The sequence below is a fragment of the uncultured Microbacterium sp. genome (assembly GCF_963528945.1).
Classification (GTDB): Bacteria; Actinomycetota; Actinomycetes; order Actinomycetales; family Microbacteriaceae; genus Microbacterium.
In genome coordinates this window covers 346,613-362,730 of record NZ_CAURWX010000003.1, presented here as the reverse complement: position 1 = coordinate 362,730, position 16,118 = coordinate 346,613, and the positions used below count along the sequence as shown (strand labels likewise).

20 protein-coding genes and 1 tRNA gene are annotated in these 16,118 nt (G+C 70.6%); 8 read left to right on the top strand and 13 right to left on the bottom strand.

The genetic code is table 11. The features are described 5' to 3' along the window. Nucleotides 1-34: 34 nt before the first annotated feature. Entirely contained in the window at nt 35-610 is a 576-nt protein-coding gene (locus RWS82_RS11680) for a DUF4865 family protein (RefSeq protein WP_314650324.1), read from the top strand. A 68-nt stretch (nt 611-678) separates the two neighbouring features. Here RWS82_RS11680 and RWS82_RS11675 read toward each other — a convergent pair whose 3' ends face one another. After that, nucleotides 679-1,587, bottom strand: a complete 909-nt coding sequence (locus RWS82_RS11675) for a LysR family transcriptional regulator (protein WP_314650322.1) — start codon at nt 1,585-1,587, stop codon at nt 679-681. 71 nt (nt 1,588-1,658) lie between these two features. Between RWS82_RS11675 and RWS82_RS11670 the strand changes: the two genes are divergently transcribed. After that, a complete protein-coding gene (locus tag RWS82_RS11670) occupies nt 1,659-2,618 on the top strand; it encodes a DMT family transporter (protein WP_314650320.1) in 960 nt (319 codons plus the stop codon). A 4-nt stretch (nt 2,619-2,622) separates the two neighbouring features. Here RWS82_RS11670 and RWS82_RS11665 read toward each other — a convergent pair whose 3' ends face one another. The 6 genes from RWS82_RS11665 to RWS82_RS11640 all read right to left on the bottom strand — a co-directional run bounded on the left by RWS82_RS11665 (nt 2,623) and on the right by RWS82_RS11640 (nt 8,892). Further along, nucleotides 2,623-3,726 (bottom strand): YihY/virulence factor BrkB family protein, encoded by a 1,104-nt coding sequence (locus tag RWS82_RS11665; protein ID WP_314650318.1) that lies wholly within the window; start codon nt 3,724-3,726, stop codon nt 2,623-2,625. 178 nt (nt 3,727-3,904) lie between these two features. Further along, a complete protein-coding gene (locus RWS82_RS11660; RefSeq protein ID WP_314650316.1) occupies nt 3,905-5,266 on the bottom strand; it encodes an MFS transporter in 1,362 nt (453 codons plus the stop codon). A 167-nt stretch (nt 5,267-5,433) separates the two neighbouring features. Continuing rightward, the gene (locus RWS82_RS11655; RefSeq protein ID WP_314650314.1) at nt 5,434-6,570 is read right to left on the bottom strand and encodes a hypothetical protein; all 1,137 of its coding nucleotides are present in this window, start codon (nt 6,568-6,570) and stop codon (nt 5,434-5,436) included. After that, a complete protein-coding gene (locus RWS82_RS11650) occupies nt 6,567-7,211 on the bottom strand; it encodes an ABC transporter ATP-binding protein (protein ID WP_314650312.1) in 645 nt (214 codons plus the stop codon). The genes RWS82_RS11655 and RWS82_RS11650 overlap by 4 nt, the downstream gene beginning before the upstream one ends. Continuing rightward, nucleotides 7,208-8,257 (bottom strand): hypothetical protein, encoded by a 1,050-nt coding sequence (locus RWS82_RS11645; RefSeq protein WP_314650310.1) that lies wholly within the window; start codon nt 8,255-8,257, stop codon nt 7,208-7,210. The genes RWS82_RS11650 and RWS82_RS11645 overlap by 4 nt, the downstream gene beginning before the upstream one ends. Beyond that, nucleotides 8,254-8,892, bottom strand: coding sequence for a hypothetical protein (locus tag RWS82_RS11640; RefSeq protein WP_314650308.1), 639 nt, complete (start codon nt 8,890-8,892; stop codon nt 8,254-8,256). The genes RWS82_RS11645 and RWS82_RS11640 overlap by 4 nt, the downstream gene beginning before the upstream one ends. Before the next feature lie 158 nt (nt 8,893-9,050). Here RWS82_RS11640 and RWS82_RS11635 point away from each other — a divergent pair, with 158 nt between their 5' ends. Continuing rightward, complete coding sequence (locus RWS82_RS11635) at nt 9,051-9,677, top strand: DUF1684 domain-containing protein (RefSeq protein WP_314650306.1); 627 nt, start codon at nt 9,051-9,053, stop codon at nt 9,675-9,677. Here the strand turns inward: RWS82_RS11635 and RWS82_RS11630 are convergent. Then, nucleotides 9,668-10,114 (bottom strand): hypothetical protein, encoded by a 447-nt coding sequence (locus RWS82_RS11630; RefSeq protein WP_314650303.1) that lies wholly within the window; start codon nt 10,112-10,114, stop codon nt 9,668-9,670. The two genes, RWS82_RS11635 and RWS82_RS11630, sit on opposite strands and share 10 nt — an antisense overlap. A gap of 98 nt (nt 10,115-10,212) precedes the next feature. On the opposite strand from RWS82_RS11630, the gene RWS82_RS11625 reads away from it, so the two are divergent. Beyond that, nucleotides 10,213-10,839, top strand: a complete 627-nt coding sequence (locus tag RWS82_RS11625) for a flavin reductase family protein (RefSeq protein ID WP_314650301.1) — start codon at nt 10,213-10,215, stop codon at nt 10,837-10,839. After that, entirely contained in the window at nt 10,836-11,561 is a 726-nt protein-coding gene (locus tag RWS82_RS11620) for a winged helix-turn-helix domain-containing protein (protein ID WP_314650299.1), read from the top strand. Before RWS82_RS11625 ends, RWS82_RS11620 begins: the two co-directional genes overlap by 4 nt. A gap of 6 nt (nt 11,562-11,567) precedes the next feature. Here the strand turns inward: RWS82_RS11620 and RWS82_RS11615 are convergent, their stop codons facing one another. Then, nucleotides 11,568-11,903, bottom strand: a complete 336-nt coding sequence (locus tag RWS82_RS11615) for a sigma factor (RefSeq protein WP_314650297.1) — start codon at nt 11,901-11,903, stop codon at nt 11,568-11,570. A gap of 183 nt (nt 11,904-12,086) precedes the next feature. On the opposite strand from RWS82_RS11615, the gene RWS82_RS11610 reads away from it, so the two are divergent. Continuing rightward, complete coding sequence (locus RWS82_RS11610; protein WP_314650296.1) at nt 12,087-12,773, top strand: hypothetical protein; 687 nt, start codon at nt 12,087-12,089, stop codon at nt 12,771-12,773. A gap of 11 nt (nt 12,774-12,784) precedes the next feature. Here the strand turns inward: RWS82_RS11610 and RWS82_RS11605 are convergent, their stop codons facing one another. The 4 genes from RWS82_RS11605 to RWS82_RS11590 form a co-directional block, all read right to left on the bottom strand. Next, the gene (locus RWS82_RS11605) at nt 12,785-13,348 is read right to left on the bottom strand and encodes a VanZ family protein (RefSeq protein WP_314650294.1); all 564 of its coding nucleotides are present in this window, start codon (nt 13,346-13,348) and stop codon (nt 12,785-12,787) included. Between the two features lie 138 nt (nt 13,349-13,486). Then, nucleotides 13,487-14,032, bottom strand: a complete 546-nt coding sequence (locus tag RWS82_RS11600; RefSeq protein ID WP_314650292.1) for a VanZ family protein — start codon at nt 14,030-14,032, stop codon at nt 13,487-13,489. A 48-nt stretch (nt 14,033-14,080) separates the two neighbouring features. Next, nucleotides 14,081-14,154 (bottom strand) — tRNA-Gly (locus RWS82_RS11595). Nucleotides 14,155-14,285: 131 nt separating this feature from the next. After that, nucleotides 14,286-14,657: a hypothetical protein gene (locus tag RWS82_RS11590; protein WP_314650291.1), complete on the bottom strand. Its 372-nt coding sequence runs from the start codon at nt 14,655-14,657 to the stop codon at nt 14,286-14,288. 139 nt (nt 14,658-14,796) lie between these two features. On the opposite strand from RWS82_RS11590, the gene dcd reads away from it, so the two are divergent. Together dcd and RWS82_RS11580 are read left to right on the top strand one after the other, a co-directional pair. Further along, nucleotides 14,797-15,402 carry a dCTP deaminase gene (dcd, locus tag RWS82_RS11585; RefSeq protein WP_314650289.1) on the top strand — a complete coding sequence of 202 codons (606 nt, stop codon included), beginning with the start codon at nt 14,797-14,799 and terminating at the stop codon, nt 15,400-15,402. Nucleotide 15,403: 1 nt separating this feature from the next. Beyond that, nucleotides 15,404-16,018, top strand: a complete 615-nt coding sequence (locus RWS82_RS11580; RefSeq protein ID WP_314650287.1) for a hypothetical protein — start codon at nt 15,404-15,406, stop codon at nt 16,016-16,018. Nucleotides 16,019-16,118 lie beyond the last annotated feature (100 nt).

Here is a 16,118-nt window from a genome sequence, read left to right as displayed (position 1 = left end):
GATGGTCATCGCCAGACGAACGAGGAGAGCACCGATGTACGCGATGCAGTACCGGGTCGGATTCCCGACCGCGACCGACATGCAGACGATCCGCGACCGGGTCGCCGCGACGGGGAGCCGTATGGATGGATTCCCCGGTCTGGCGTTCAAGGCCTTCCTGATGCGGGAGGTCGCGCAGGGCGCCCCGCGCAACGAATACGCGCCCTTCTACGTGTGGGACCACATCGACGGCATGCGGGCGTTCTGCTGGGGTGAGCTCGGGTACTCCGCGATCGTGCGTGACTTCGGGCGGCAACCCATCCAGGACTGGACGGGCATCGCACTCGTGCGCGGGCCGCACGACTTCGCCGCGGCCCGCAGCCTCACGATGCGCACGGTCGTCCTGCCCGATGGCATCGCCCCGGCCGACGGCATCCCGGCCGCGACGAACGAATTCCTCCCCGGCGCCGACACCGACACCGTCGCGCGCGTCGCCGCGGTCGACATGGCGACGTGGCACGTGATCCTCGTCGAGCTCAGCACCCGCGCGGTCGGCTCGGCCCCCGCCGACGTGATCGAGTACGAGGTGCTGCGCGTCTCCACGGGCCGCGAGGTGGCGGGCGCGGATTGAGCGACGGCGCGGCGGGCGGTGCCGCCCAGTGGGCTACGGGGTGGCGGCAGGCTGTGCCGCTCCGCGGGCTACGGGGTGGCGGCGACAGCGCGCCGCGCCACGCCCCGCAGCGCGTCGAGCACCCGCCGGACGGATGCGCGGGCCACGGCTTCCGGTCGTGCGAGCGCGTCGACGTGACGCACGAGGGGTGCGCCGTCGAGCGGACGCAGCACGAGTCCGTCGGTGGCGAGCGACGCGGCGGTGATGCGGGGCATGACGGCGATCGCGGCGCCCGTGCGCACCACCTGGGCGGCGACCGAGAACTCGTTGATCCGGTGCGCGATGCGCGGGGCGTGGCCGGCGAGGGCCCCGATGTGCTGCAGCACCCCGGCGAGGGGGAAGCCCTCGTGCACCGAGACCCAACGCTCGTCGCGCAGCTGATCGGGAGAGATCGAGGGCTGCGTGGCGAGGGGGTGCGCGGCGGGCAGGGCGATGTCCAGCGGCTCCACGAGCAGGGGCACGACCACGTGCCGTTCGCGAGGCCACTCCGGGTCGTGCGGCAGGCGATGCGCGATCACCAGGTCGTGGTCGGCGGTGAGTCCGGGGAAGCGGTCCTGCGCGACGTCGGCGTCGACGAGAGTCACGGAGGCACTCCCGTCGAGCTCCGCGAGCAGCGGGCCGAAAAGGGCGAGGCCGGCGCTGTGGAAGGCGGCGACGCTCACCGGATGCTCCGGCTCGTCGAGGAACGTCGAGACGGCCTCGCGCGCCTCGACCAGGGCCTGCTCGACTCGGGCCGAGGCGGTGGCGAGCGTCTGCCCGGCGGCGGTCAGCACGAGTCGCCTGCCCTGCTTGGTCGTCAGCGGCACCGCCACCTGAGCCTGCAGCGCCGCGAGCTGTTGCGACACCGCAGACGGGCTCACGTGCAGGGCGGCGGCGACCGCCGTCACGCTGCCGCGGTCGCCGAGTTCGCGCAGCAGGGCGAGGCGCGCGGCATCCATGAAGCTCTCCTGAAACGTCGAGTGAGAAGGTGGCCGTTGTTCTAATCTGTTCGTCTCGCCACACTACAACGGTGCCCTCCCTCCACCACCGCGAACGCGCGATCGATCTGCTGCTCCTCGCCGTCGCGGCGGTGTGGGGCGCGAGCTTCCTCGCGGCGAAGGACCTCGCGGCCGAGACGGGGGTGGCGTCGGCGGTCGCGCTGCGGTTCCTCATCGCCACGGCGGCGCTCGGCATCCTGTGCCTGATTCGCCGCGTACGTCTGCCGCGGGGCCGCGGGCTTGCGATCGCCGCCCTGCTCGGCTGCTCGCAGGCGACCGTGATCGGGCTCGAGACGGCGGGTGTGCACCTCACCTCGGCGACGAACGCGGGGGTGCTCATCAGCCTGTCGCTCGTGCTCACCCCGGTTCTCGACGGGCTCGCAGCCCCGCGCTGGCTGCCGCGGGCCTACTTCGTCGCCGCGGTCGCCGCCGTGGTCGGCACGCTGCTGCTGGTCTCGCAGGGCGGCCTGCGCACCCCGACCCTCGGCGACCTGCTGGTGATCGCCGCCGCAGTGGTCCGGGCGGTGCACGTCACGGCCAGCGCGCGACTCACGCGCGGTCGCGGTGACGGGCCGTGGGGGATCGTGCTGGTGCAGCTGTCGGTGTGCGCGGTGCTCTCGTGCCTCGTCGCCGGGCCAGAGCTCCCCGCCGCCGTCGGCAGCCTGAGTGCGGCCGGATGGGTCGACACCCTGTTCCTCGGCCTGCTCTGCTCGGTCTTCGCGTTCGTCGTGCAGCTGTGGGCGGTGCAGCGCACCTCGGCCTCGCGTGCGAGCATCCTGATGGGCACCGAACCCGTCTGGGCGCTGGCGTTCGGGGTGCTCGTGGCCGGGGAGGCGATCGGCCTGCTCGGCGTCGTCGGCGCGGTGACGATCCTGCTCGCCGCATTCGCGGGCCAGGCCGTCGAGCGGCGCCACCGCCGGGCGATCGACGCGGAGACGGGGGCGGCAGCATCCGCTCCCGCCCCCGTTCCACCCGCCGTGCCGACGGGATGATCCGTCACGACCGCCTGTCGCGCCCCTCGTTCCGTGCATCCGCATCCGGGTGCGTGTCGTCGTCGTTCTCGATACGGATGCGGCGACCCTCCTCGATGTCCTTCCGCTCCTTCTCCTCGCGCTTCTCCATCTGCCGCGTGTCGCGGGGCGGCAGCTGGATGTCGCGCTCCGCAGCGATCCCCGACTGCAGCTGACGCCCGCGCTCGAGTTCGGCGTCGAACTCCGCCCCGAACAGCAGGGCGAGATTCGCGATCCACAGCCAGAGCAGGAACACGATGATGCCGGCCATCGAGCCGTAGGTGCGCTCGTAGTTCGAGAAGTTCGCGACGTAGAGCACGAAGCCCGCGGTGGCGATGGCGAGCACGACGATGGCCACGAGCGCGCCGACGCTGATCCAGCGGAACTTCGGCTGCTTGGCGTTGGGGGTGGCGTAGTACAGCATCGCCAGCAGGAACACGACGACGAACAGCAGCAGCGGCCACTTGGCGATGCTCCACGCGATCTGCAGGCCCTCGCCCACCCCGAGGGTGTCGCCGAGCGCCGACACGACGTCGCCCGAGAGCACGAGCACGATGGCGACGATCGTCAGCGAGACGACCGTGATGAGCGTGACGACGAGCTGCATGGGGCGCAGCTTCCAGAACGGACGCCCTTCCTCGATCTCGTAGATGCGGTTCATGACCCGGCTGAACGCGCCGACGTAGCCGGAGGCCGACCACAGCGCCAGCAGGATGCCGGAGACGAGCGCGAGGCCCGCACCGGGTGCCTTCGAGATCTGCTCGATGGGACCGCGCAATGCCTCGGCGGTCTCGGGCGGGGCGACGTCTCCGATGATGCCCAGCACGGCGTCGGCCGCGGCACCGCCCTGCCCGACCACGCCCAGCAGCGAGAAGACGGCGATCAGGGCGGGGAAGATCGACAGCACCGCGTAGTAGGTGAGGCCGGCGGCGCCGTCCATGCACTGGTCGGCGGAGAACTCGCGGATGCTCTTGACGAGCACGTACTTCCACGATCGCTTCTGCAGGTCGGTGGGGTTGTCGGGCTTGTCCTCGTGCTCGGGCGACGGTGCGGACTTCGACCCGCTCCGCTCAGCGGCGGTCTTCGACATGGTTCCTCCTCGACGTGGCGGCGAGCGTTGCGCTGCTCGCGAGGGTTCAGTCGTACGGGCAGGTCGCCGCACCTGGCACGGGGGTTGCGCGAACGGGGCGGGAGGGGGATGCTGTCCCCTCCCGCCCGGTTCGCTGTGCTCGTCGGTGCGCGCTCTGTTGTCAGCGGTCAGCCCGTCGTCAGCGACGCGTGAGCCGCGACTCCTCCGGCTTCCGGGCATCCGTCGCCGCCGGTTTCCGGTGGAGCGTCTCGGGAAGCACGGCGATGCCGATGAGTCCGATGATGCTGAGTCCCACGAGGTAGGCCGCGACCAGCCACGGCGTGCCCCCTGCCACCTGGACGAGCGCGGTCGCGACCAGGGGGGCCGTGCCGCCGACCAGGGCCGCGGGGATCTCACGCGAGATCGCGATACCGCTCCACCGCATGCGGGTCGGGAACAGCTCGGCGAGCATCGCCGCGCTGACGCCGATGGTCGCGCCCTGCACGATCGCGAGACCGAGGATCAGGCCGAGCGCGACCAGCACCGAGTTCTCGGTCTGGAACAGCAGGAACATCGGGAACGCGAAGACGATCGCGAAGATCGCCGCCCCGAGCAGCACGGGCTTGCGGCCGATGCGGTCGGCCAGGCGGCCGAAGGCGAGGGTCGCCGGGATGGTGAGCAGCTCGGCGACGATGAGGCCGATGAGGGCGTGCGTGGGGTTCACCGTGAGGGTGCCCGTCGTGTACGAGATCGAGAACGTCTGCACGATGTAGACCCACGGCAGGGCGAACACGAACAGGGCCATGCCGGCGAGCAGGGTGCGCCAGTGCGACCGCACGGCGGCGGCCAGCGGTGCGCGGGTGACCTCGCCCTCGCGCTCGGCCGCCTCGAACGCCGCGGTCTCCTTCACCCGCAGGCGGAAGTAGAGCGCGAAGGCGACGATCACGATGCTGGCGATGAACGGGATGCGCCAGCCCCACGCGCGGAAGGCGTCGGCGGGCAGCAGGCTGATGAGGGCGAACGTCGCGGTGGCGAGCGCCATGCCGAGGTAGACGGATGCGCCGGGGAACCCCGCCACGAACGCGCGGTTGCGCGTGTCGGACGATTCGCTCGCCATCGTCATCGCGCCGGCGAATTCGGCACCGGCGCCCGCGCCCTGGAAGAGACGCAGCACGATGAGCAGGATGGGCGCCCAGATGCCGATGGTCTCGGCGGTGGGCAGGAATCCGATCAGGGTCGTGGCCGTGCCCATCATGAGCAGCGTTGCGAGCAGCGTGCCCTTGCGTCCGATGCGGTCGCCGAAGTGCGCGAACACGAGGCCGCCGATCGGGCGCGCGCCGAAGCCCACCGCGAACGTCGCGAAGGCGCCGAGCAGGCCGGCGAAGTCACCGCCGCCGGGGAAGAAGAGCGGCGCGAAGACGAGCGCCGATGCGAGACCGTACAGCGTGAAGTCGTACCACTCGATGATCGTGCCGACCGAGCTGCCGATCACCGCGCGGCGCCGTTGCGCGCGGGCGTCCAGTCCGGGGCGATCGATGTCGTCGGCGATGTCGATGTCCATGGCACTCCTGTGTGTCGAGGTCGTGGCGCGGTGATGTCCGCCGCGCGGGCCTCGTCCAGAGTAGGAACGCCGGAGCGGGGGCAGCATGTGCGCACGGCACATGGTGCGCATCGCCGAGTGGATGCAGCGCCCATCGCGCAGCGGGCGGCCCGACCCGAGCCCTCGACTCAGCGATCGCGGAAGTAGGCGTGCATGCGTGTGCGCGAGACCGACGAGACCGCGATCGCCGCCCCGGTCGGCGCGGCGAGCAGGGTGCCGAGTGCCACGACCAGGGCGGAGGCGGGGTCGAGCGCGGCGGAGGGCGTCGCCACCGTTACGCCCACGGCCGAGACGACGAGCGCTCCCACGGCGGCGCACGCCGACCAGGCCAGGGTCTCGAGGGTGATCTGCGCCACCTGAGCGCGCAACGCGACGCCGACCGACCGGGCGGCCGCGAGTTCGAGGCGCCGCCGGCGCACGGCGACGAAGCCGGCGACACCCGCCGCGGCGATGACGGCGAGGGGGAGGAAGGCCGTGGGGCGGTCGCGGAACCGCGCGTCGGCATCGAAGTGCGCGCCGAGCGTCGGGTTGAGCTGGCCGATCGTCGGCGGACTCTCGGCGGTCGCTCCGGCGGAGAGCACCGAGGAGGCGACGATCGCCCGCACCGCGTCGGACTCCGGCCAGATCAGCACGCGGCACTGGTCGAACGCCCCTCGTGGCGGCACCGACAGGACGACGGAGTACCCGAGTCCGGCCGTGCGCCCGTCATCCGGATAGGAGAAGACGCCGCTCACCTCCGCCGCTCCGGTGCCCGTGCGCAGGGTCGACCCGGTCGTCAGCGACAGGGTCTCGGCGAGTTCGGCCGAGACGAACACCCCATCGCTCCCGGCATCCGCGGTGTCGTCGTGGGGCTCGCGTTCGCGTGGTGCGCCTTCGTGCGGTGCGCCCTGCGACGCGCTGTCCGTTCCTCCGGTCGTGCGCAGCAGCGCGACCGCCCCCGGGGTCGCGTCGAAGGTGGGCAGTTCGATCCCGGGGGTGCGCAGGGGCAGAAGCGGAGCATCCGTCTGCCGCATCGCTCCCGCCGCACGCACGTTCGGGACATCGGTCATTCCCTCGCAGCGTGCCCCGTCGACCCCTCCGGGGCTCTCGACCACGAGCGTCGCCGCACCCGACGCGAGGTAGCGCGCAGCGGCGCGCTGCACGGCGTCGATCGCGAGCGCATCCGCGACGAGCGCCGATGCCGCGAGCACGCCGCAGATCAGCGCTAACGTCCACGCGCGGGTGGTGCCCGAACGCAGATTGCGCATCGCTTCAGAGACGATCACCGCGTCGCCTCCCGGTCGGTCTCCGCGACCTTCTCCGACGGCGACGGCATGAAGTCTCCGAGGTCGAGCACGGTCGAGCACGAGTCCCGCGTGGCCGGATCGTGGGTCGCGATGACGACGATGCAGCCCCGGTCTCTCAGCTGTGCGAGCACCCCGTTCACCGTCTCGGCGGTGCGCCGATCGAGTTGCGCGGTCGGCTCGTCGACGAGCAGCAGATCGGGGCCGCTGGCCACGGCCCGCGCGAGCATGAGGCGCTGCGCCTCGCCACCCGAGAGTCGACGGAACTGCTCCTTCTCCACCCCGGCGAGTCCGAAGTCGCGCAGCAGGGCACGCGCCTCCTCGTCGGCGTCGCGCCGACTCCACCCGGCGGCGAGCAGGGGGAGGGTCGCATGGTCGAGCGCGGTGCGTCGTGGCACCCCGAACGGATTCTGGAAGACCCAGGCGATCGTCAGATCGGCCGGCCGCTCGATGCGTCCCTCGGTCGGGTGCGCGTCGCCCGCGATCAGACCGAGCAGGGTGCTCTTCCCCGCGCCCGACGGCCCGACGATCGCGCAACTGCGACCCTCGACCAGGGTGGTGGTGAGGCCGGAGAACAGCGGGCGTTCCGAGGAGAAGCGATGGCCGACGTCCTCGAGCGTCACGCGCACGGCTCTCCGCTCGCGTCGGCGCGGGGAGCGTCGGTTGTCGTCGGCTCGTCGTCGAAGCGCACGAGCGTGGAGCCGAGATCGGTGCTCACCAGATCGCCGACGACGACGGTGCCGCGATCCGCGACGCACACGCGCCCGTCGTCGGTGTCGCGCAGGAACGACGGAGGGATGCGGGCGACGCGGATGCTCTCGCTCAGGCGGACAGTGCCGCTGAGCACCACGTCGTCCGGGGCGAGTGCATAGGCGCGGAACGTCGCGGTCGCCATGAGGGCGCCCCAGGTGGCGGCATCCACCGCTCCGGAGGAGTCGACGGATGCGGTCACGCCGTCGACCGTGAGGGTGCGGGCGGCGTCGGGCAGCGCGGCGGGCGTCGTGCCCACGCGCAGGGCGAGCAGGGAGGGCGGCAGAGCGGCCAGAACGGTGCCGGGCTCGATGTCTTCGCCGACCGCGGTCGGGCAGTCGATCACCGCCACCTCGGCGGCGGGAAGCCAGACGAGCGACGCCGGGTCGAGGGTCTCGACGAGGGGCGCGTCGGCGACGGCCGCGCGGCGCAGGTCGTTGTAGAAGCGGATGGTCTGGGCGCCGACCACCCCGTCGACGCTGCCGGTGAAACCGAGGGCCGCGAACGCCTGCTGCACTTCGCGCACGTCGGCGCCGCGGTCGCCCGCCGCCAGCGGGCGCGTCAACGGTTGCGCGGTGGAGAGCGCCACGACCGGCAGGCGGTCGACGAGGAATGCCGCCTGCCCGGAGCGCAGGGCGGCACCGGGGGAGCAGGCGCTCCTCGTCAGCACGCCCTGGGTTCGCGCGACGATACCGGGGGAGGGCTGCAGGGTCGCGGTCAGGTCGACCGTGCGGGCGTCGTCGAACTGCTCGTACGGGATGCTCAGCGACTCCACGGGTCGTGCCTGCGCGAGTTCCTGCGGCACGGCGGCGTGAGCGATCGCCCAGGCACCCCCGGCGGCCGCGGCGGCGAGGATCACGACGGCCGTCGCAGCGAGCGCGAACCGCCGACGGGGTTCGCGGGCGGGGGCCCTGTTCACGGTGCAGTGGCGCCGATGTCGTCGAGCAGCCCGAGCGGGTCGTCGACGCAGGAGCGCACCTCGCTCGCGTCCCAGTCCAGGCCCGTGTAAGCGTCGAGGTCGCGACGGTACTCCGCCGCCGTGTAGGCCGCGCCCACGATCCCGGCATCCTTCAGGCAATCGACCACGATGGTCGCCTCGTCCTTCTGCTCCGGGTTGCGACGGATCTGCTCGTAGAGCATCGCGACCGAGCCGACGGAGCGGGCTTCGCACGTCGGGACGGCGTCGCCCGCGATCTGCGATTCGCTGAGACCGCCGTCGTCTTCGATGGTGAAGCCGCCGTCGGGTTCGAGCTGCACGGTGAGTCCCAGGTCTTCGAGGCAGCGGGCGAAGTCTCCCCGTATCTGGGTGTACTCCGCATCGGTGATCTCTTCGTCCGCCAGGATCGCCCGTTGCGCGTCGGTGGCGTTCTCGGAGGTGTACACGGTCGTGAACCAGTCGGCCCAGGGGCCGTCGAACGCCGGCACCTCACCGTCGAACGACGCCTCGGGCGCGGGCACGGCCGTCGAGGCGGTCGTCGCCCCCACGGCCGTGCAGCCGACGACGAGGGCTCCGATCAGGGCGAGCCCCGCGAGGGCGGGCAGGGTCCTCGTCATCGGTATCCGATCACACCGGGTTGAACGCGTGACATCACTCTCCTTCATGAGCGGACCGCAAGCTCCGCATCGAATGACGGAGGCGTGCTCGAATGAGGACGGTAGCAGCGCCTCTGGGGACAGCGCACGTATATGGTGATATGCCGTAGCGTGGCCGCATGAGCGTCGCCACCACCGCCCGCACCGCCCTCGAGGTCGCCGATTGGAGGCGCCGGGTCTTCGCGCTGTACGACGCCGTGCGGCGGGCGCCCGATCCCGAAGAGGCGCACGAGCTGTGGCGCATCGAGCGCGACGCGCTGATGGCGGCGCACCCCGCGACACCCCTGCTGCCGGCCGACCGTGAGGCGTTCGCGGGGCTTCCCCTCGCCGCCTACGATCCCGCCTGGCGGTTCGAGCTGCCGATCCTCGACGCCGAACCGGCGGACTTCGAGTTCGCCACCGGTACCGACGGTGTCGTCGCGTTCACGCGCATCGGGCGCGTCGAGGTTCCCGATGCCGGATCGCTGGACGTGTGGCGGCTGACGTCGTACGGCGGCGGGTTGTTCGTGCCGGTGCGCGATGCCCTGGCCGGGCGGCCGGGCGGCACCTACGGCGGCGGACGCTACCTGCTCGACACCGTGAAGGGTGCCGATCTCGGTTCGGATGCCGTGGATGGCACGATCGTGCTCGATTTCAACTTCGCCTACAACCCGTCGTGCGCGTACGACCCGGCCTGGGCCTGCCCGCTCGCCCCCGCCGGCAACGTGCTCCCGGTCGAGGTGCCCGTCGGCGAGCTCTACGGCTGAGCCGCGCAGAGATCCTCGAGCAGCGAGTACTCGCCGAGATCGGAATCTCCGGGGAAGGCCTCCGGCATCAGAGTGTCGACGTCGACGGAACGCTCGTCGAGCGATCCCGGCTCTCCGACCTGCATGAACAGGCGCACGTAGTCGAACCCTCGCGGTTCTGCGTCGCAGAGTGCTGTCACCACGGCGCGGAGATCATCGGTCGTGGCGGTGGTGGCGTTCGGGATCGAAACGACGAGGTCGAGGTCCGACGAGAAGCCGTTCAGGTGCGAACCGACCGTCGCGTCCGACCCGGGGATGGCGGCCTCGATGTTCTCCTCGACCCCGTCGTGCGACGATCCGCCCAGCTGATCGATGAACGCATTGCACCCCGCAAGCAGGGGAACCAGGCCCAGGCATCCGAGGGCCAGGATGGTCGCGGCGCGGCTGCTCGATCTCATGGCACCACTCTAGGGAGCATCCGTCGTCCGGCGAGGCGTACTCGGCGGTCGCAGACGGTTCGGTGAAGACCGAACGGTTCGCCGTCGAGAATGGAGGAATGGAGAGAACGAAGTCCGTCGACCTGCCCGTCCTGTACTTCGGCACACCAGTGGCATTGATCACCACTGTCGACCCGAACGGGTCGTCGAACATCAGCCCGATCTCGTCGGCGTGGGCGCTCGGCGATCGTTACATGCTTGGGCTGGGTGCCGAGGGGCAGGCGCTCGCGAATCTGCGACATGTCGGCGAACTCGTCATCAACCTTCCGTCCTCTGACCTCGCGGCGGCAGTCGAGGCGATCGCGCCGACGACCGGACGCACGCCGGTTCCCGCGGAGAAGCGGCCCGCATACCGTCACGAGCCCGACAAGTGGAGCGTGGGCGGGTTCACGAAGGTCGCCTCGGTCGACGTCCTCCCTCCACGTATCGGTGAGTGCCCCGTGCAGATCGAAGCGCGAGTGGTGCAGCTCGTCGATATCGACGGCGGGAGTGCGGTCGCCGTCGAAGCCGAGGTCGTTCGCGTCCACGCGTTCGAGGGCATCCTCAAAGTCACCGAGTCCGATCGCATCGACACCGAGAAGTGGAACCCGCTGTACTACAGCTTCCGGCACTACTTCGCGCAGGGCGCGCGCGTCGGCGCCAACTTCCGGGCCCCGCTGCTCGATCAACCCATCGTCGTCGCGTGATTGTCGAGCCCGGCTCGGTGTCGCGGCTCGGAGCGGCGCTGAGCAATCCGGCCCGCGTCGCGATGTGCCTCGCACTCTTGGATGGGCGGGCCTGGACCGCGGGAGAGTTGGCCCGCACGGCGGGGGTGGCGCGCTCGACGGCATCCGAGCACCTGACCACGCTCCTCGAGGTCGGGCTCATCACGATGCGCTCGCAGGGCCGTCACGCGTATATCTCGCTCGCCTCGCCGGACGCGGCGCATCTCATCGAAGCGGCCACCGCCTACGCGGGAACCCCCGCTCCCGTGACCTCGCTGCACGCGGCGGCGCAGCGAGACGATCTCGCGCACGCCCGCACCTGCTACGACCACCTCGCAGGCGTCCTGGGCGTGGCGCTGCTCGATGCGCTGACAACCGGAGGGCATTTGTCGGACTCGCTCGAGGTGACGGCGAGCGGGCGGATGCTCTTCGAGCGGGTCACGGGCGCTGCGGCCCTCGAACAGCGGGGTCGCCGTCCTCTCGTGCGCACCTGCCTGGATTGGACGGAGCGCCGCCCGCATCTCTCGGGGCACCTGGGGGCCGAACTGCTCCGCGCGTCGACGCGCAACGGCTGGGTCGTTCCGCGCGCGCATACCCGTGCGGTGTCGGTGACCGCGGAGGGATGGGATGCGTTCGCCGCACTGTTCGGTGTGGCGGAGGTGCGGGTGCCGGGCTCCCGGATCGAACCGTCGCCCGCGCGCTGACTCTCGTCAGGCGACCGCGGGACCCTCACTCATCGACCCCGACGAGCCGCGCAGCAGACGCCGCCGCACGATCCCTCCCAGCCAGGTGAGTGCCGTTCCCGAGGAGGCGTCGAACTCCGCCGCGTGCGACCATACGTCGACGTAGACGTCCTGCAGCATCGTCGCCGCGAGCGCGCGGCTCTTCACCGCGCGCAACAACAGGCCATACACCCGACCCGAGGTCGCGTCGTACAGTTCGGCGAGAGCGAGCTGGTCGCCCCCGGCCACCCGCGCCAGCAGCGCATCCGTCGACGCCCACACGTCGTCCTCCTCGGTAGAGGGCGGGGGCGCGAGGGTGGACATCTCCCGAGCGTGTCACGACGGGCGCAACGACGCGCAGGCTTGTGCCGGGGTCGGCGCCGTGGTAGCGCGGTGGGGACCGCCTCTTGAACTGTGGCGCACTCGCGGGACCACTGCCTCGTCAGGCGCGGGCGTGGTTCGCGCCGGACGCCGCGGAACCGGTGGCCGATCTGCCAGTATGGCGCCATGTCCGGCACGCACAAGCTCGTCCCTGCACTCGCCGTGCTCGCCCTGGCGATGGCCGCGCTGGCCGGGTGCACGGCACCCGCACCGGCGGTAACTCAGACGCCCCAGGCATCCGCTCCCGCGGCCGACGCCGGGCCAGCGGCCGAAACGGCCCCGACCCCGGAATCACCCGAACCGCAGACCTGCGCCGGCATGTCTCAGGTCATCGGCGACAACGCAGGTCTGTATTGGGAACGCCAAGGGACGCTCCAGGACTTGGGCGCACGCGAGTTCGCGCGAGGCGAGGTGACAGTCGATGACGATGGCACCCCCGTCACCTACACGGTCGAACCGGGCGACGTCGAAGCGGTGGTCGCTGAGCGGCTCTGCGCATATCCCAGTCTCGGATCGATGAACCATCGACGGGATATTCACCCTGGGCAGGTGCTCTGGCTCACGCCCGATCCCGACATTCCGTGGATCCCGTATTACAACCCTTGGGACGCTCCTGCCGGGTTCCTTCAGATCCCGTACCAGCAGGCCATCGAGTCCGCAGGCGCGGCCGTCGACGCCGGCGACGTAGACACCGTTCGGGCGATCTGGAACGACACGCTGAAGGGCATGTTCACCAACCCGGAAACCATCGACGCCGTCCAGAAGGTGGTCGACTCCGGCGACATCGACGCACTTCGCCAGCTCTTCTCCTGACGCTGCCGCGGTCAGTCACGCAGGCGAGCCGCGGGGCCCGTCGGCCTTCGCTGAGAATTGAGTCGCCAGGCGGCGACGACCCGGTATACGGCGTAGCCGATTGCGACACCGATGACGTTGGCGATCACGTCGTCGATGTCGCTGGAACGTCCGCTCGACAGCAGTCGCAGGCAGATGTACTGCGTGACCTCGATGCCAAGGCTCGTCGCCAAGCCTGCCGTCAAGACCGCTCGCAGGCTCCGTCGACGCGTGAGCACCGGCAGCAGGATCCCGAGCGGCACGGTCATCGCGATGTTGAGCAGAAAGTTGCGAGGGTCCAGTCCGACCAGCGGGATCGGGTTGATCGAGTCCCACCAGTCACCGCTCACCGGGGCATACGGACCGATGAGAACCTGGAACGGGAACAGGGTCGCGCTGACGAGAGCGGCGACATAGGCGACCGCGGCGACGCGCCAGGCGGTCGTCGCCGCATCGGCGCGGTGGCGCCGGCTCACAGCGATCACGATGATCGCAGCGACGAGGGCGGCAGGTACGACGACCTCGAGCGCTGACAGGGTGAAGCGGATATCGGGCATGAAGCTCCTTCAGTCCTCCACAGCGTGCCCGCACGCCGGGGCGCGGGCATCCTCCACGCGAGGTATCCGCATCCCTCCGACGTTGTATCCCTGCGCTCCCTGCGCCCTCGGCGCGCCGGGCGAGCGTTCCGATCTGGTTCAGGCTTGGTCTGAAAGAGAGATCGAGGGGGGCGGGTTCCCGACTCGGGGCGCCGCGTTCGAGGGCTGTTGCCGTGGCGGCCGCCGAAAGTGCTCGGCCAGCGCGTTGACCTTCTTCGACCGCGTGAGAAGAGTGAACAAGCCGTAGCCGATCATGCCGCCCAGGGTGTTGGTCATCCAGTCGTTGATGTCTGCGAGGTGCCCGCCCATGGCGAGTCGGGCGGTAGCCATCTGCACCAGCTCGATGGCGAGGCTGGCGCCGGCAACGATGGTCAGTACCTTCCACCACCTCGGACGCGTGGCGACGAGTGGAATGAGTGCTCCGAGTGGACGCGGTCCGTCGTAGAACCCGGTGCCGACCCGCAGAAAGATCGGAAACACCGTGTTCGCGAGAACACCTCCCGCGTAGATCGCGAGAGCGGCAGCGACCGACGCTCGGGCGACCGTGACACCGCCGCGAGAGTGAAGCACACGGATCAGCAGGAGAAAGGTGACGATCCCCAATGGAATGACTATCGGGAGCATGGGGACTTCGACGAACTTCATTCATTGCTTCCGGTCACGGGCCTGGCCTGGCCTGGTGGAAGTGACAGGTGGAGGGGCTGACGGGAATCGAACCCGCGCTGTCTGCTTGGGAAGCAGAAGTTCTGCCATTGAACTACAGCCCCGAACCGGCATCCGCAGAGGCCGGTGGAGTCAGCCTACCCGACCGGTGACGATCGGTGGGAAACGCGGGCCACGGGGATGGGTGGCCCGCGTTCCCCGCCGATCGCGGCTCACCGGGTGGGTACCGTCTCGATCACGACGTGGCGTACAGGCGCATCGAGGACCCCCACGGCTTGTCGACGCGCACGTTGACTCGCCCGGAGTAGCCACCCAGCGAGCACGACGTGTAGCTCTGGTTCAACTGCAGGCTTCGGTCGCAGAGCGTGCGGCCGCTGCTCGTCTTCACGGTGAATCGGTACCACCCGTTCGGTGTGTTCGCTGAGGCGCGGACCTTGACCGAACCGCTGGCCGTCACGGAGGTAGAGCAGCTGGTGGCCCAGTTGCTGCAGGTCACGTTGGAACTCGAGGCACTCGCTGCCTGCGGCACGGCCACCGTTCCGCCCGCGACCACGAGTGCAGCCAGTGCGATCGCAGCCCAGCGGTTCTTCTTCGTCTTCATCGACATGTTTCTTCTCCGGTCATCATTGATGGATGGCGCACCCGGGGGAGTGCGTTATGAGTGCAGACGAGCGAGCGCTCGGATCCGGTCGTCGGATACGGGCATACTTCTGCGGTCCCGTTGCGCGGCTGACTAGGCTGGGGCCGTGCTTCTCAGCGACCGCGACATCACCGCAGAACTCGCCTCGGGTCGTATCGGCCTGGCTCCCCACGACCCGTCGATGGTGCAGCCGTCGAGCGTCGACGTTCGGCTCGACCGCTACTTCCGGCTCTTCGACAACCACAAGTACCCGTTCATCGACCCGTCGGTCGATCAGCCCGAGCTCACCCGGCTCATCGAGGTCGACCCCGACGAGCCGTTCATCCTGCACCCGGGTGAGTTCGCCCTCGGCGCCACGTTCGAGCAGGTCTCGCTCGCCGACGACATCGCGGCCCGCCTCGAGGGCAAGTCGTCGCTCGGACGCCTGGGCCTCATCACGCACTCGACCGCGGGCTTCATCGACCCCGGCTTCACCGGGCACGTGACACTCGAGCTCGCGAACGTCGCCACGCTGCCCATCAAGCTGTGGCCGGGAATGAAGATCGGCCAGCTCTGCTTCTTCCGCCTCACCTCGCCGGCCGAGAACCCCTACGGTTCGGGCCCCTACGGCAACCGCTACCAGGGGCAGCGCGGGCCCACCGCTTCGCGTTCGTTCCAGAACTTCCACCGCACGGACGTCGGAGTCACCGACGTCGGATCCCTCGGAGGCTGACATGACCAGCGACAGCATCCATCCGTCCGACCGCGACCCCCGGGAGGGCGAGACGGATGCCGTCGCCCCGGTGCCGCCCATCGATCCCGCTGTGGAGTCGGCGGATGCCCGGGCGGATGCCGTCGTCCCGCCGCCGCCCGTGTTCGACGACGACCGGGCCGCCGCGGTCGTGCCGCCCCCGCCCACGTTCGACGGGCCGATGACGGGCTCGGTGCCGCCGGTCGCCGCCGCGAGTGACGACGACGTCGTGCCTCCGCCGCCCGTGTTCGAGGGGTCGACGGGCGACGATGTCGTGCCGCCGCCGCCCACGTTCGACGGCCCGGTCACCGGGACGAACGGCTCGGGCGCTCTGCGCTCGTCGCGTCGGCCCGTGGCGGAGCGCCTGCCCGTGCCGCCGCCCGCGAGCGACCCGGAGCCGGCACCGCCGCAGGACCCGGCGTTCTCGGCCCCCGAGGCGCCCGCGTCGAGCGGGTACGGCGGCATCACCGCCGCGATCTTCATCTTCCTGCTGGTGCTGCTCGTCGGAGCGGTCGCGCTCGTCGCCTACCTCGCCACGAACGCCCCGCTCCCGCTCCCCGGCTTCGCCGCCGCCGTGTCGCCGCTCCTCCTCACCTGACCCGCCGGCTCACCTCGTCCTCCCGCTCCTCCCCCGCCGCACAACGTCGGAGTTGCGGCGCCTCCAACCCTGTCCCCGGGGCACAGCTTCGGAGTTGCGG